The organism is Streptococcus sp. oral taxon 061, from assembly GCF_013394695.1.
Classification (GTDB): domain Bacteria; phylum Bacillota; class Bacilli; order Lactobacillales; family Streptococcaceae; genus Streptococcus.
Genome location: NZ_CP058258.1, coordinates 1,650,001 through 1,664,097, shown reverse-complemented (window position 1 = coordinate 1,664,097; position 14,097 = coordinate 1,650,001). Strand labels below are relative to the sequence as shown.

Here is a 14,097-nt window from a genome sequence, read left to right as displayed (position 1 = left end):
TGAGTGTGTATACTATAATCATTAAATGAAGACCTCCTAACTTTATTTAATAGAAATCCTAAACTTTTTCATAATAATCTCCTACAAAAGTCGCTCGTAAGAGTGGCTTTTGTTTTGTATTCTCAAAAAAACTAGTAAAATATCATTGATTCTGGTCAAATTTTTTAAGAATGGCTACTTTTTTCGAAGCCAAACCAGCCTAAAACCTTGCCATGATTGGCTTTTTGAAATTTTATGGTATAATAGTAGTAGTTTTATTAGATGGAGTATGATTTTTGAGAAAAAGCTTTCGTGTAAAAAAAGAGAAAGATTTCGACGCCATATTTAAAAAGGGAGCAAGTGTAGCTAATCGAAAATTTGTTATTTATCGATTAGAAAACAATGAAACACATTTTCGAGTAGGTTTATCAGTCAGTAAAAAATTAGGAAATGCTGTAACAAGAAACCAAATCAAGAGAAGAATCCGGCATGTTCTCATTCAAAATAGCAATCAAATTGTTGATAATGTCGATTTTGTTGTGATTGCTCGAAAAGGCGTTGAACTACTAGAATATGCAGAAATTGAAAAAAATTTACTTCATGTTTTGAGATTAGCAAAGATTTACCAGGAAGGAAATAAGAGTGAAGAAGAAATTACAATTGACTAGTTTTTTAGGTTTGTCCTTGTTGGTAATGACTGCTTGTGCAACTAGTGAAGTGTCTGCTGATTCGGCAGACTTTTGGAGTAAACTTGTTTATTTTTTTGCTGAAACCATTCGTTTTTTGTCCTTTAATGTAAGCATTGGTTTAGGGATTATTCTTTTCACGGTTTTGATTAGAACAATACTGTTACCAGTCTTTCAAACACAAATGGTGGCTTCCAGAAAAATGCAAGAGGCGCAACCTCTTATCAAAGAATTGCGCGAACGTTATCCAGGTCGCGACATGGAAAGTCGTACTAAGCTAGATCAGGAAACACGTAAACTATTTAAAGAATTAGGCATTAAGCAATCTGCATCCTTCTGGCCGCTTTTGATTCAAATGCCAATTCTATTGGCTCTTTTCCAAGCTTTATCAAACGTAGATTTTTTGAAGACAGGCCACTTTTTATGGTTCAATCTAGGTGGAGCTGATACCACTTTCGTACTACCTATTTTAGCTGCCCTATTCACCTTCCTCAGTAGCTGGCTTTCAAACAAAGCTTTGCCTGAGAAAAATGGTGCAATGACAGGTATGATGTATGGCATGCCTGTTATAATCTTCTTTTTTGCAATATCTGCTCCAAGTGGTGTCGCTCTTTACTGGGCGGTTTCAAATGCTTATCAAGTATTGCAAACTTACCTTTTGAACAATCCCTTCAAAATTATTGCAGAGCGTGAAGCAGATGTGCAAGCTAAGAAGGATTTAGAAGTTAAGAAAAGAAAAGCTCTAAAGAAAGCACAGAAAAAGAAAAAGTAAGGAGAAATCTGATAATGGTATTATTTACAGGTTCAACAGTTGAAGAAGCAATCCAAAATGGATTGAATGAATTAAATATTCCGAGAATGAAAGCTCATATCAAAGTTGTTTCGAGAGAGAAAAAAGGATTTTTTGGACTTTTTGGAAAAAAACCAGCTCAAGTTGATATCGAAGCAATCAGTGAAACAACGGTTGTAAAAGCAAATCAGCAAGCGATCAAAGGCGTTCCAAAAGAAATTAATGATCAAAATGATCCAGTTAAAACAGTCAGTGAAGCAACAGTCGATTTGGGACATGTAGTTGCAGCTATCAAGAAGATTGAAGAAGAAGGCCAAGAAATTTCTGAAGAAGTCAAGGCTGAAATTCTCAAGAATGATAAGGAAGCAAGCACTATTTTAGAGGAAACAGGGCACATTGCTGTTTTAAAAGAATTGCAACCTGAAGAAATTCAAGAAAATGCTGACGAAGAGCAAGGTAGTGATTTAGAAAACCTTGGTTTGAAAGTTGAGCCGACTTACGACACAGAAAAGGTTGTTGAAGAAGTGACGGACTATGTTCAAGCAATCATTGATGATATGGATGTTGAGGGAACTATTTCTAGTACTTCTAACCGTCGTTCTATCAACATGCAAATCGATACGAATGAGCCGGGTCGTATTATCGGTTACCACGGTAAGGTTTTGAAATCTCTTCAACTTCTAGCGCAAAATTACCTCTACAATCGTTATTCAAAAACTTTCTACATCACGATCAATGTGAATGACTATGTGGAACATCGTGCAGAAGTTTTGCAGAGTTACGCACAGAAATTGGCTACACGTGTCTTGGAAGAAGGTCGTAGTCAGATGACAGATCCAATGTCAAGTAGCGAGCGTAAAATTATCCATCGTATCATTTCGCGAATGGAAGGTGTAACGAGCTACTCTGAAGGCGACGAACCAAATCGTTATGTTGTCGTAGATACTGAATAAGATAAATGAAAAATCAGGTTTTCCTGATTTTTTTCTAACTAAAGAAGGAATCAAATGAAAGAAATCAAAGATTATCTTGCTTATCAAGGAGAACAGTACCGGAATCCTGACAAAGCAGGAGTTGAAAGAGATAAAATGTTATCCATGCGTAGCAAAGGGCAGGGAGCACGAAAGTCATTTACTCACCTAGCTGAATGTTTTCAAGCTAGGCATTCCGATTGGAAATTACACCCAACCAGTCAATGGATGAATCAAGCTCAACGTCTTCGCCCTCATTTTTGGGCTTATTTACAGGCAGAAGGTTCAGTTGCGGAACCCATGATGGCTCTTCGTTTGTATGGAAGTCAGAAAAATTGGGGAATCTCTTTAGAAGTTAGTTTTATAGAGAGAAAGAAAGATGAAGCTACCTTATCAAAACAGGCTAAAGTTTTGGATGTGCCAGTGGTTGAGGGAATCTATTATTGGGTTCAGAAAAACGATGAGAGTTATAGAGTGCAGGCTACTGAGGAGAATAGACAACTTTTGAGACAACAGTTATCTAACCAAGAGATTCGCAAAGTATTAATAAAAGCTGATGTTCCAGTGACTGATGAAGAAACTCTAGATAAGATTTTAGATGAACTGGATAGGGCTTTTGAAAAATTCTTGCCTTACTATCAAGCGACCAGAAATTAATCTAATCGGCTGAGTCATTTTATAGTAAATTGTTTTATTGCTATTCTAGGTATTTTTTCATATAATAGTAAAATAGGATGAGTGGTATACTTATCACCTCAAAGAGAAAGGAAATTCTATGTCAAATCTATCTGTTAATGCGATTCGTTTTCTAGGTATTGACGCTATCAATAAAGCGAACTCAGGTCACCCAGGGGTGGTTATGGGAGCTGCACCGATGGCATACAGCCTTTTCACTAAAGAACTTCGTATCAATCCAGCTCAACCAAACTGGATTAACCGCGACCGCTTTATTCTCTCAGCAGGTCATGGGTCAATGCTTCTCTATGCCCTTCTTCACCTTTCTGGATTTGAAGATGTGAGTATGGATGAACTGAAGAACTTCCGTCAATGGGGTTCTAAAACTCCAGGTCACCCAGAATTTGGTCATACAGCAGGGGTTGATGCAACTACAGGTCCTCTAGGACAAGGGATTGCGACTGCGACAGGTTTTGCACAAGCAGAACGTTTCCTTGCAGCTAAGTACAACCGTGAAGGTTATAACATCTTTGATCACTACACATATGTTATCTGTGGAGATGGCGACTTGATGGAAGGTGTCTCAAGTGAAGCTGCTTCTTATGCAGGCTTGCAAAAGCTTGACAAGTTGGTTGTTCTTTATGACTCAAATGATATCAACTTGGATGGTGAGACAAAAGATTCATTCACAGAAAGTGTTCGCGATCGTTACAATGCCTACGGTTGGCATACAGCTTTGGTAGAAGATGGAACAGATTTAGAAGCGATTCATGCTGCTATCGAAGAAGCTAAGGCTTCAGGAAAACCATCTTTGATCGAAGTGAAAACTGTTATTGGTTATGGTTCTCCAAACAAACAAGGAACCAATGCCGTACACGGTGCCCCTCTTGGAGCAGATGAAACTGCAGCAACTCGCCAAGCACTTGGTTGGAACTATGAACCATTTGAAATTCCAGCGGAAGTTTATGCCGATTTCAAAGAAAATGTTGCAGATCGTGGTGCATCGGCATATGAAGCATGGACAAAACTAGTCGCAGATTATAAAGAAGCTCACCCAGAACTTGCTGCAGAAGTGGAAGCAATCATCGAAGGGCGTGATCCAGTTGAGGTGACTCCAGAAGACTTCCCGGCTTTAGAGAATGGCTTCTCTCAAGCAACTCGTAACTCAAGTCAAGATGCTTTGAATGTAGTGGCTGCTAAATTGCCAACTTTCCTTGGTGGATCAGCAGACCTTGCTCATTCAAATATGACTTATATCAAAACAGATGGACTCCAAGATGATGCAAATCGCTTGAATCGTAATATCCAATTTGGTGTTCGTGAATTTGCAATGGGTACCGTTTTGAACGGAATGGCTCTTCACGGTGGACTTCGAGTTTACGGTGGAACTTTCTTCGTATTCTCAGACTACCTTAAAGCAGCAGTTCGTTTGTCAGCTCTACAAGGTCTTCCTGTAACCTATGTCTTTACTCACGATTCAATCGCAGTTGGTGAAGATGGACCAACTCACGAACCAGTAGAGCACTTGGCAGGTCTTCGTGCAATTCCAAACCTCAATGTTTTCCGTCCAGCAGATGCGCGTGAAACTCAAGCAGCTTGGTACCTTGCAGTGAAGAGTGAGAAAACACCAACTGCCCTCGTCTTGACTCGTCAAAACTTGACTGTTGAGGAAGGAACAGACTTTGATAAGGTTACCAAAGGTGCTTATGTTGTCTATGAAAATGCAGCAGACTTTGACACTATTTTGATTGCAACAGGTTCAGAGGTTAATCTGGCTGTTGCAGCTGCTAAAGAATTGGCAAGTCAAGGTGGAAAAGTTCGCGTAGTCAGCATGCCATCTACGGATGTCTTTGACGCACAAGATGCAGCCTACAAAGAAGAAATCCTACCAAATGCGATTCGTCACCGTGTGGCGGTTGAAATGGGAGCGACTCAAAACTGGTACAAATACGTTGGTCTTGATGGAGCAGTTCTCGGTATTGATACCTTTGGAGCATCTGCCCCAGCACCAAAAGTTTTAGCAGAGTATGGATTTACAGTTGAAAAATTAGTTGAAATTGTAAACAACTTGAAGTAAGAAAAATCAGAGCATTTGCTCTGGTTTTTTATTGACCTAAAATCAAGGTGCAATCTTGTAAAAACAAGTGAAATTTGATATAGTAGTTTTATCTGAATTACAAAGGAGAAAAAATAATGGGTGGGAATTTAACATTCTTGATTATGCTTGTTTTGATGTTTGGTTTGATGTTCTTCATGCAACGTTCTCAAAAGAAACAAGCTGAAAAACGCATGGAGAGCCTCAACAAACTTCAAAAAGGCTACGAAGTAATCACTATCGGTGGTCTCTACGGTACAGTCGACGAAGTTGATACTGAAAACAAAACGATTGTACTTGATGTAGACGGAGTATACTTGACTTTTGAATTAGGCGCAATTAGAACAGTTTTGCCAGTCAAAGAAGCTGTCACACCTGAAGGCGCTGTTATCGAAGAAGGCAGTGCTATTGAAGAATAAAACGGGGTGAATCTCATTCCCGTTTTTCTATGATAATGAGGAGCAATGATGAAAAAGGTTGTTTTTGTTTGCCTTGGTAATATTTGCCGAAGTCCTATGGCAGAATTTGTTATGAAATCTTTAACCGATGATTATGAGATTGAAAGTAGAGCAACTTCTTCTTGGGAACACGGTAATCCAATCCACAAAGGGACGCAAGGCATCTTTCGAAGTCATGGCGTTCCTTATGATACTTCGAAAACTTCCCAACAAATTTCTAAAAAAGATTTTGAGTATTTTGACTATATCATTGGGATGGATGAGTCTAATCTCGCTGATTTGCATCAGATGTGTCCTCAAGATCAACTACATAAGCTAGAGGCATTTGCTTCTGAGGATGTTCCTGATCCATGGTATACAGGTGATTTTGATGAAACTTATGATCGAGTTTTAACTGGTTGCCAAGCTTGGCTAACACGTTTAGAAAATGAGGCAAAAAATGGATAATTTAAAGAAATTCTATGATAAATACAGTGTCTATATAACGCGTCCTCGTTTGGAAATTGCAACGATAGTAGTCATAGCTCTTTGTGCTATATTTGTATTTGTGGGGAATATGCCTAAGCAAGGAGTTTTAAAATTGGATGGCGATTCACTAGTATATGACGGAAGTATTGTTCGTGGGAAGATGAACGGCCAAGGAACAATGACCTTCTCTAATGGAGATACCTACACCGGACAGTTTAAAAATGGCGCATTTAATGGGAAAGGAACCTACCAAGCTAAGAATGGATGGGTTTATGAAGGTGATTTTGTGAATGGCCAAGCTGAAGGAAAAGGGAAACTAACTACCGAGCAAGAAGTTGTCTATGAAGGCGACTTTAAACAAGGACTCTTCCAACAGGCACAATAACCTCCTAACAAGGAGGTCTTTTCTCAAGAAATAAAGAAAACGCTTCCTTGATTTAAGAGTGGAAAAATAAACTAAAAACAAGTTTGTGAAAAAAAAAAATATAATAAGATTTTCACAAACCTCGGGGAAAGAATGCATTATAACGCGAATTTGAGAAAAAAATCACAAAAATATGAAAATTCTTTGTGAAATATCTATGAAACTGTTTACAAAGTAAAAAAAAAGAGTTATAATATACTTGTGAAAAATTTAACAAAGGTTTAAACCTTTAAGGCTATGGAGGAAAATATGGCTGATAAAAAAACTTTGACACCTGAGCAAAAACAACTCGCTGCTGAAAAGCATGTAGATGGATTAGTACAAAAAGCTTTGGTTGCACTTGACGAAATGCGCAAGTTGAACCAAGAGCAAGTTGACTACATCGTAGCAAAAGCATCTGTTGCTGCTCTTGATGCACACGGAATTCTTGCACAACATGCAGTTGAAGAAACTGGGCGTGGTGTATTCGAAGACAAGGCAACAAAAAACCTTTTTGCCTGTGAACACGTAGTAAACAATATGCGTGGCGTTAAAACAGTTGGAGTTATTGAAGAGGACCCAATTACAGGTCTGACTAAAATTGCAGAACCTGTAGGTGTAATCTGCGGTGTCACTCCAACAACAAACCCAACTTCAACAGCTATTTTCAAATCATTGATTGCTTTGAAAACGCGTAATCCAATCGTTTTCGCTTTCCACCCATCAGCTCAAGAATCATCAGCTCACGCAGCACAAATCGTTCGTGATGCAGCAATCGCAGCTGGCGCTCCTGAAAACTGTGTTCAATGGATTACAGAACCATCAATGGAAGCAACTGGAGCACTTATGAACCACGAAGGCGTTGCGACTATCCTCGCAACTGGTGGTAATGCCATGGTTAAAGCTGCTTACTCATGCGGTAAGCCAGCACTTGGGGTAGGTGCCGGGAATGTTCCTGCTTATGTAGAAAAATCTGCTGACCTCCGTCAAGCTGCTCATGATATCGTTATGTCTAAATCATTTGATAATGGTATGGTCTGTGCGTCAGAACAAGCAGTTATCATTGATAAAGAAGTTTATGATGAATTTGTAGAAGAATTCAAGTCATATCACACTTACTTTGTAAACAAGAAAGAAAAAGCTCTTCTTGAAGAATTCTGTTTCGGTGTGAAAGCTAACAGCAAAAACTGTGCTGGTGCTAAACTAAACGCAAACATCGTTGGTAAGCCAGCTGCATGGATTGCTGAACAAGCTGGATTCTCTGTTCCAGAAGGAACAAATATCTTGGCAGCAGAATGTGCAGAAGTAGGACCAAAAGAACCATTAACTCGTGAAAAATTATCACCAGTTATTGCAGTTCTTAAAGCTGAAGATACTGAAGATGGTCTTAAAAAAGCTCGTCAAATGGTTGAGTTCAATGGACTTGGTCACTCAGCAGCTATCCATACAAAAGACGAAGAACTTGCTAAACGTTTTGGTACAGAAATCAAAGCAATGCGTATTATCTGGAACTCTCCATCTACTTTCGGTGGTATCGGTGACGTATACAATGCCTTCATTCCATCATTGACACTTGGATGTGGTTCTTATGGACACAACTCAGTCGGTGATAACGTGAGTGCAATTAACCTTCTAAACATCAAGAAAGTAGGGAAACGTAGAAATAATATGCAATGGTTTAAAGTTCCTTCAAAAATTTACTTCGAACGCAATTCTATCCAATACCTTCAAACATGTGAAGATATTGAACGCGTAATGATTGTTACAGACAAATCTATCGAAAAACTTGGTTTTGTTCAACGCATTATCGACCAATTGAACAAACGTAGCAACCGTGTAACTGTCCAAGTCTTCTCAGATGTTGAACCAGATCCAGATATCACAACTGTAGAACGTGGAACTGAAGTGATGCGAAAATTTGAACCAGACACAATTATCGCACTTGGTGGTGGTTCTCCAATGGATGCGGCTAAAGTAATGTGGCTCTTCTACGAACAACCACAAATCGACTTCCGTGACTTGGTTCAAAAATTCATGGATATTCGTAAACGTGCCTTCCGCTTCCCATCGCTTGGCAAGAAAGCGAAATACATCGGTATTCCAACAACTTCAGGTACAGGTTCAGAAGTAACACCATTTGCCGTTATCTCTGATAAGAAAAACAACCGTAAATATCCATTGGCTGACTACTCATTGACACCAACTATTGCGATTGTTGACCCTGCTTTGGTTGAGTCAGTTCCTGACTTCATCGCTGCCGATACAGGTATGGACGTGTTGACTCACGCTACCGAAGCTTACACTTCAAACTTTGCTAATGATTATACAGATGGTATCGCTCTTCAAACAATCAAGCTTGTCTTCGAATGGTTAGAAAAATCAGTTAAGACAGCTGATCCAGAAGCTCGCGAAAAAATGCATAATGCTTCTACAATGGCTGGTATGGCCTTCGCCAATGCCTTCCTTGGGATGAGTCACTCAATGGCCCATAAGATTGGCGCGGTTCACCACACTGTTCACGGACGTACAAATGCAATCTTGCTTCCATACGTAATCCGTTACAATGGAACTCGTCCATCTAAGACTACTACATGGCCTAAATACAACTACTGGAAAGCTGATGAGAAATTCCAAGATATCGCGAAAATGCTTGGCTTGCCTCACTCAACTCCAGAAGAAGCAGTTGAAGCATACGCTAAAGCTGTTTACGACCTTGGTGTTGCAGTAGGTATCAAGATGAACTTCAAGGATCAAGGAATTGATGAAAAAGCTTGGAAAGACAGCTTGCATGAAATTGCCTTGCTCGCATATGAAGACCAATGTTCACCTGCGAACCCACGCTTGCCAATGGTAGCTGACATGGAAGAAATCATGGCAGATGCTTACTATGGTTATGCAGAACGTCCAGGACGTCGAAAATAATAGATTATCAGCCTAGAGGCAGGAGTTATCCTGTCTCTTTTTTGATTTTTCATGGAACCAAAATTTTATAAGGAATCATGATGTGGATAGAGTGAAGGCTTTTACTAAGGTGTCTTAGTAAAATAAGAGGAATTGAAAAGTATAAAACTAAAGTGAAAATCAACGCCCGCACTTGCAATAAAACTAAAATAGTTATATAATAGGTTTGTTGAAAGGTGATTTGTAGTGATTCAAGTTACTCTTTTCACAATAAAATTTTCATGATTTTCATAAGGAGGAAATCACTAATGGTAGTTAAAGTTGGTATTAACGGTTTCGGTCGTATCGGTCGTCTTGCTTTCCGTCGTATCCAAAACGTAGAAGGTGTTGAAGTTACTCGCATCAACGACCTTACAGATCCAGTTATGCTTGCACACTTGTTGAAATATGACACAACTCAAGGTCGTTTCGACGGTACTGTGGAAGTTAAAGAAGGTGGATTCGAAGTTAACGGTAAATTCGTTAAAGTTTCTGCTGAACGCGATCCAGAACAAATCGACTGGGCTAACGACGGTGTAGAAATCGTTCTTGAAGCAACTGGTTTCTTTGCTACTAAAGCAGCTGCTGAAAAACACTTGCATGCTGGTGGTGCTAAGAAAGTTGTTATCACTGCTCCTGGTGGATCAGATGTTAAAACAGTCGTATTTAACACTAACCACGATATTCTTGATGGTACTGAAACAGTTATCTCAGGTGCTTCATGTACTACAAACTGCTTGGCTCCAATGGCTAAAGCTCTTCAAGATAACTTCGGTGTTGTTGAAGGATTGATGACTACTATCCACGCTTACACTGGTGACCAAATGATCCTTGACGGTCCACACCGTAAAGGTGACCTTCGTCGTGCTCGTGCTGGTGCTGCAAACATCGTTCCTAACTCAACTGGTGCTGCTAAAGCAATCGGTTTGGTTATTCCTGAATTGAACGGTAAATTGGACGGAGCTGCACAACGCGTTCCTACTCCAACTGGATCAGTTACTGAATTGGTAGTTGTTCTCGAAAAGAACGTTACTGTTGATGAAGTAAATGCAGCTATGAAAGCAGTAGCTAACGAATCATACGGTTACACTGAAGATCCAATCGTTTCTTCAGACGTTGTAGGTATGTCTTACGGATCATTGTTTGACGCAACTCAAACTAAAGTTCTTGACGTTGACGGTAAACAATTGGTTAAAGTTGTTTCATGGTATGACAACGAAATGTCTTATACTGCACAACTTGTTCGTACTCTTGAATACTTCGCAAAAATTGCTAAATAATTTCTGAGTCGAAAAAGCAAGACCTATTGGTCTTGCTTTTTTAGTATTAGTGAAGAAAAATGGATGATTTTATCATCCATTTTGTTTTAATTCTCTTTCAAATGTATCTGAAAGTGCAGTAAAGCTTAATTTGTTTAAAGTTAGAGGGTGGATAAAGGATAGTTTAAATGCGTGCAGCATCAGTCTGCTAACTTTTGAATGTGAGTTGTAGAGAGGGTCTCCAAGAATTGGATGTCCGTGGTGAGATAGGTGAACTCGGATCTGATGGGTTCGTCCCGTTTTTAATTTGCAACGAATAAGACTAGTTTTGTTCGTTGCAAATTGTTTCAAACGAGTTACTTGGGTTTCAGCGTATTGGCCATTTTTTTGATCCACTACCCGTTTCCTACGGTCGTGACGATTGCGACCAATTTTATCTCGGAAGACAAGCTCTTTAGCCTCTATTTTTCCGTCAACTAGAGCCCAGTATTCTCGGGAAATCTCTTTCTTTTCTAATAAGCGATTAAGGATAGGAAGAATGAATGGATTCTTAGCAAACAATACGAGACCACTTGTTTCCATATCTAGTCTATGGACAACATAGCAAGTTTGACCAACATAGGCGCTGACATGATTAAGAAGAGCAATCTCATCGGGCTGATTCCCATGTGTTTTCATGCCCTCGGGTTTATTTACGATAATTAAATGTTGGTCTTGATAGATTTCATTTACAAGTTTGGGGTTGCCCAAAGCAATTTCTTTTGTAGGATAATCTTCCTCATCGAAAATCAATTGACATTCATCCCCAGACTTGATCGTTTGATGCCAATGCACCTCTTCTTGATTAATGAGGATGTGTTTCTTGGTTCTCAAAAAGTGCCTTATTTTTCGAGGGATTAACAGCTGTTCCTCCAGAAAAAGTTTAACTGTCATTTCAGGTAGAGACTCAGGGATAGTAAAGGTAAATTTCATACTGATATTGTAACAAAAATCAGTTTATTTGGACAGGGGAACTAGCAAAATTCTTGTCTTCCTATGGGGAAGATGATAAAATATACGCATGAAATTAGATACCTTATTTGAAAAATTTCTTTCTTTATTTAAAAAGGAAGAATCCGAAATTGAAGAAACAGAAATGAATGAAGTCGAACAAGAAGAAAATGTGTCGAGCAACTTACGACGTTCAAGAGCAGGGCGAAAGAAATCTGGGGCAGTTGGTCCTATTCGAAAATTCTGGCGCCGTTATCATTTGACAAAAATCTTTCTGATTATAGGACTAAGTGCCAGCCTTTTTGTTGGGGTCTATCTATTTGCGCTAGCAAAATCGACGAATGTTACAGACTTACAAAATGCTTTAAAAACACGTACTCTGATTTTTGACAGAGAAGAAAAAGAAGCAGGCGCCCTGTCAGGTCAAAAAGGCACCTATGTCGAACTTTCGGATATTAGTGAAGATTTGCAGAATGCTGTTATTGCGACAGAAGATAGAAGTTTCTATAAAAATAGTGGAATTAACTATGGACGCTTTTTCCTGGCCATTCTTACAGCAGGTCGCTCGGGTGGTGGTTCTACGATTACTCAGCAGTTGGCAAAGAATGCCTATCTTTCTCAAGATCAGACTGTTCAAAGAAAAGCCAAAGAATTCTTCTTAGCTCTAGAATTAACCAAAAAATATAGCAAGAAGGAAATCCTAACCATGTACTTGAACAATGCCTATTTCGGAAATGGGGTTTGGGGTGTTGAAGATGCAAGTAAAAAATACTTTGGGGTTTCAGCTTCTCAACTGACGCTTGATGAAGCTGCGACTTTAGCAGGAATGCTGAAAGGACCGGAATTATACAACCCTTTGAATTCTATTGAAGATTCTACTAACCGTAGAGACACCGTCTTACAAAACATGGTCGCTGCTGGCTATATTGATAAGGACAAAGAAGCGGAAGCTTCGGGTGTTGATATGGCATCTCAACTGCAGGATGCTTATAAAGGTAAAGTTTCAGACTACCGATATCCATCCTATTTTGATGCTGTTGTTAATGAAGCAATTGAAAAGTATAATTTAACTGAAGAAGAAATTGTGAACAACGGCTATCGTATATATACGGAATTAGATCAGAATTACCAGGCTAATATGCAAGTCATTTATGAAAACACAGCTCTCTTTCCAACCGCAGAAGATGGAACTCATGCTGAGTCTGGCAGTGTTGCTCTAGAACCAAAAACAGGAGGAGTTCGAGGAGTTGTTGGTCGTGTAGCAGGAGATGATAAAGCGGGCTTCCGAAATTTCAACTACGCAACTCAATCAAAAAGAAGTCCAGGTTCAACTATTAAGCCCTTAGTTGTCTATACCCCAGCAGTCGAAGCTGGTTGGGCTCTAAATAAAGAGTTGGATAATCATACTATGGAGTATGGTGATTACAAGGTCGATAACTACGCAGGAATCAAAACATCTCCTGAAGTTCCAATGTACCAAGCTTTAGCTGAGTCCCTAAACCTCCCTGCCGTAGCAACAGTTAAACAACTTGGCATCGACAAGGCTTTTGAATCAGGTGAAAGATTTGGACTTGATTTAACGAATGTGGATCGTGTGTTGGGTGTTGCCCTGGGTGGTGGTGTGGAAACTAGTCCACTACAAATGGCACAAGCTTATGCAGCATTTGCAAATGAAGGTTTGATGCCTGAAGCGCATTTTATTACACGTATTGAAAATGCAAGTGGTCAAGTCATTGCTACACATAAGAATTCTCAAAAACGTGTGATAGACAAGTCTGTAGCTGATAAAATGACTAGCATGATGTTAGGAACCTTCACAAATGGTACAGGAATAAGTTCTTCGCCTGATGGTTATGTTATGGCCGGAAAAACTGGAACGACAGAGACTGCTTTTAACCCAGAATATACGAGTGACCAATGGGTTGTTGGGTATACACCTGATGTAGTCATTAGTCACTGGCTTGGTTTCCCAACTACCGATGAAAACCATTATCTAGCAGGTTCGACATCAAATGGCGCCGCTCATATTTTTAGAAGTATGGCAGAAACAATTCTTCCTTATACGCCAGGAAGTACCTTTACTGTTGAGAATGCTTATGAACTAAACGGTATAGCTCCTAGAAATTCTCAAAATCAAGCAACCGACAATGGTGGTGTGCAATCAAGTGATTCTATAACTGATATCCGAGATCGAGCCCAGAATCTTATTGATGAAGCAGAAAAAGCTATTTCAGATGCAAAAATTAAAGAAAAGGCAAAAACTGTCTGGGATACAATTGTAGATTTGTTCCAATAAATTTTTAAAAGACAAGAGCAAAACTCTTGCCTTTTTTATATCCTAAAAAGCCCCAAAACACTTCCCAATGAAATATCAAACATTCAA

Annotated in this window: 12 protein-coding genes; 11 read left to right on the top strand and 1 reads right to left on the bottom strand. The window is 39.3% G+C overall.

What is annotated here, in order from left to right; translation table 11 throughout:
• The first annotated feature begins 275 nt into the window (after positions 1–275).
• The 10 genes from rnpA to gap all read left to right on the top strand — a co-directional run bounded on the left by rnpA (position 276) and on the right by gap (position 10,745).
• Positions 276–647, top strand: coding sequence for a ribonuclease P protein component (gene rnpA / locus HW271_RS08190; protein ID WP_178895568.1), 372 nt, complete (start codon positions 276–278; stop codon positions 645–647).
• Positions 622–1,437, top strand: a complete 816-nt coding sequence (locus tag HW271_RS08185; protein WP_178895567.1) for a YidC/Oxa1 family membrane protein insertase — start codon at positions 622–624, stop codon at positions 1,435–1,437. The genes rnpA and HW271_RS08185 overlap by 26 nt, the downstream gene beginning before the upstream one ends.
• A 14-nt stretch (positions 1,438–1,451) precedes the next feature.
• Positions 1,452–2,408, top strand: coding sequence for an RNA-binding cell elongation regulator Jag/EloR (gene jag / locus HW271_RS08180; RefSeq protein ID WP_178895566.1), 957 nt, complete (start codon positions 1,452–1,454; stop codon positions 2,406–2,408).
• A gap of 54 nt (positions 2,409–2,462) precedes the next feature.
• On the top strand, positions 2,463–3,083 hold the full coding sequence (locus HW271_RS08175) for a ribonuclease P (RefSeq protein ID WP_178895565.1): 621 nt from the start codon (positions 2,463–2,465) through the stop codon (positions 3,081–3,083).
• A 118-nt stretch (positions 3,084–3,201) separates the two neighbouring features.
• The gene (gene tkt, locus HW271_RS08170) at positions 3,202–5,178 is read left to right on the top strand and encodes a transketolase (RefSeq protein ID WP_178895564.1); all 1,977 of its coding nucleotides are present in this window, start codon (positions 3,202–3,204) and stop codon (positions 5,176–5,178) included.
• A gap of 116 nt (positions 5,179–5,294) precedes the next feature.
• Entirely contained in the window at positions 5,295–5,615 is a 321-nt protein-coding gene (yajC, locus tag HW271_RS08165; protein ID WP_000509386.1) for a preprotein translocase subunit YajC, read from the top strand.
• Between the two features lie 48 nt (positions 5,616–5,663).
• On the top strand, positions 5,664–6,101 hold the full coding sequence (locus HW271_RS08160) for a low molecular weight protein-tyrosine-phosphatase (RefSeq protein WP_178895563.1): 438 nt from the start codon (positions 5,664–5,666) through the stop codon (positions 6,099–6,101).
• Positions 6,094–6,507 (top strand): MORN repeat-containing protein, encoded by a 414-nt coding sequence (locus HW271_RS08155; protein WP_178895562.1) that lies wholly within the window; start codon positions 6,094–6,096, stop codon positions 6,505–6,507. Before HW271_RS08160 ends, HW271_RS08155 begins: the two co-directional genes overlap by 8 nt.
• 288 nt (positions 6,508–6,795) lie before the next feature.
• Positions 6,796–9,447, top strand: coding sequence for a bifunctional acetaldehyde-CoA/alcohol dehydrogenase (gene adhE / locus HW271_RS08150; RefSeq protein ID WP_178895561.1), 2,652 nt, complete (start codon positions 6,796–6,798; stop codon positions 9,445–9,447).
• Positions 9,448–9,734: 287 nt separating this feature from the next.
• Entirely contained in the window at positions 9,735–10,745 is a 1,011-nt protein-coding gene (gene gap, locus HW271_RS08145) for a type I glyceraldehyde-3-phosphate dehydrogenase (protein ID WP_006154814.1), read from the top strand.
• Between the two features lie 72 nt (positions 10,746–10,817).
• Here the strand turns inward: gap and HW271_RS08140 are convergent, their stop codons facing one another.
• Complete coding sequence (locus HW271_RS08140) at positions 10,818–11,696, bottom strand: RluA family pseudouridine synthase (RefSeq protein WP_302851393.1); 879 nt, start codon at positions 11,694–11,696, stop codon at positions 10,818–10,820.
• Positions 11,697–11,784: 88 nt separating this feature from the next.
• On the opposite strand from HW271_RS08140, the gene pbp2a reads away from it, so the two are divergent.
• Positions 11,785–14,010 (top strand): penicillin-binding protein PBP2A, encoded by a 2,226-nt coding sequence (pbp2a, locus tag HW271_RS08135; RefSeq protein WP_178895560.1) that lies wholly within the window; start codon positions 11,785–11,787, stop codon positions 14,008–14,010.
• The last annotated feature ends 87 nt before the right edge of the window (positions 14,011–14,097 follow it).

Coding starts and splice junctions, on each gene's coding strand:
- jag (WP_178895566.1), top strand. CDS start 1,452: ATGGTATTATTTACAGGTTCAACAGTTGAAGAAGCAATCCAAAATGGA.
- HW271_RS08175 (WP_178895565.1), top strand. CDS start 2,463: ATGAAAGAAATCAAAGATTATCTTGCTTATCAAGGAGAACAGTACCGG.
- tkt (WP_178895564.1), top strand. CDS start 3,202: ATGTCAAATCTATCTGTTAATGCGATTCGTTTTCTAGGTATTGACGCT.
- yajC (WP_000509386.1), top strand. CDS start 5,295: ATGGGTGGGAATTTAACATTCTTGATTATGCTTGTTTTGATGTTTGGT.
- HW271_RS08160 (WP_178895563.1), top strand. CDS start 5,664: ATGAAAAAGGTTGTTTTTGTTTGCCTTGGTAATATTTGCCGAAGTCCT.
- HW271_RS08155 (WP_178895562.1), top strand. CDS start 6,094: ATGGATAATTTAAAGAAATTCTATGATAAATACAGTGTCTATATAACG.
- adhE (WP_178895561.1), top strand. CDS start 6,796: ATGGCTGATAAAAAAACTTTGACACCTGAGCAAAAACAACTCGCTGCT.
- gap (WP_006154814.1), top strand. CDS start 9,735: ATGGTAGTTAAAGTTGGTATTAACGGTTTCGGTCGTATCGGTCGTCTT.
- HW271_RS08140 (WP_302851393.1), bottom strand. CDS start 11,696: ATGAAATTTACCTTTACTATCCCTGAGTCTCTACCTGAAATGACAGTT.
- pbp2a (WP_178895560.1), top strand. CDS start 11,785: ATGAAATTAGATACCTTATTTGAAAAATTTCTTTCTTTATTTAAAAAG.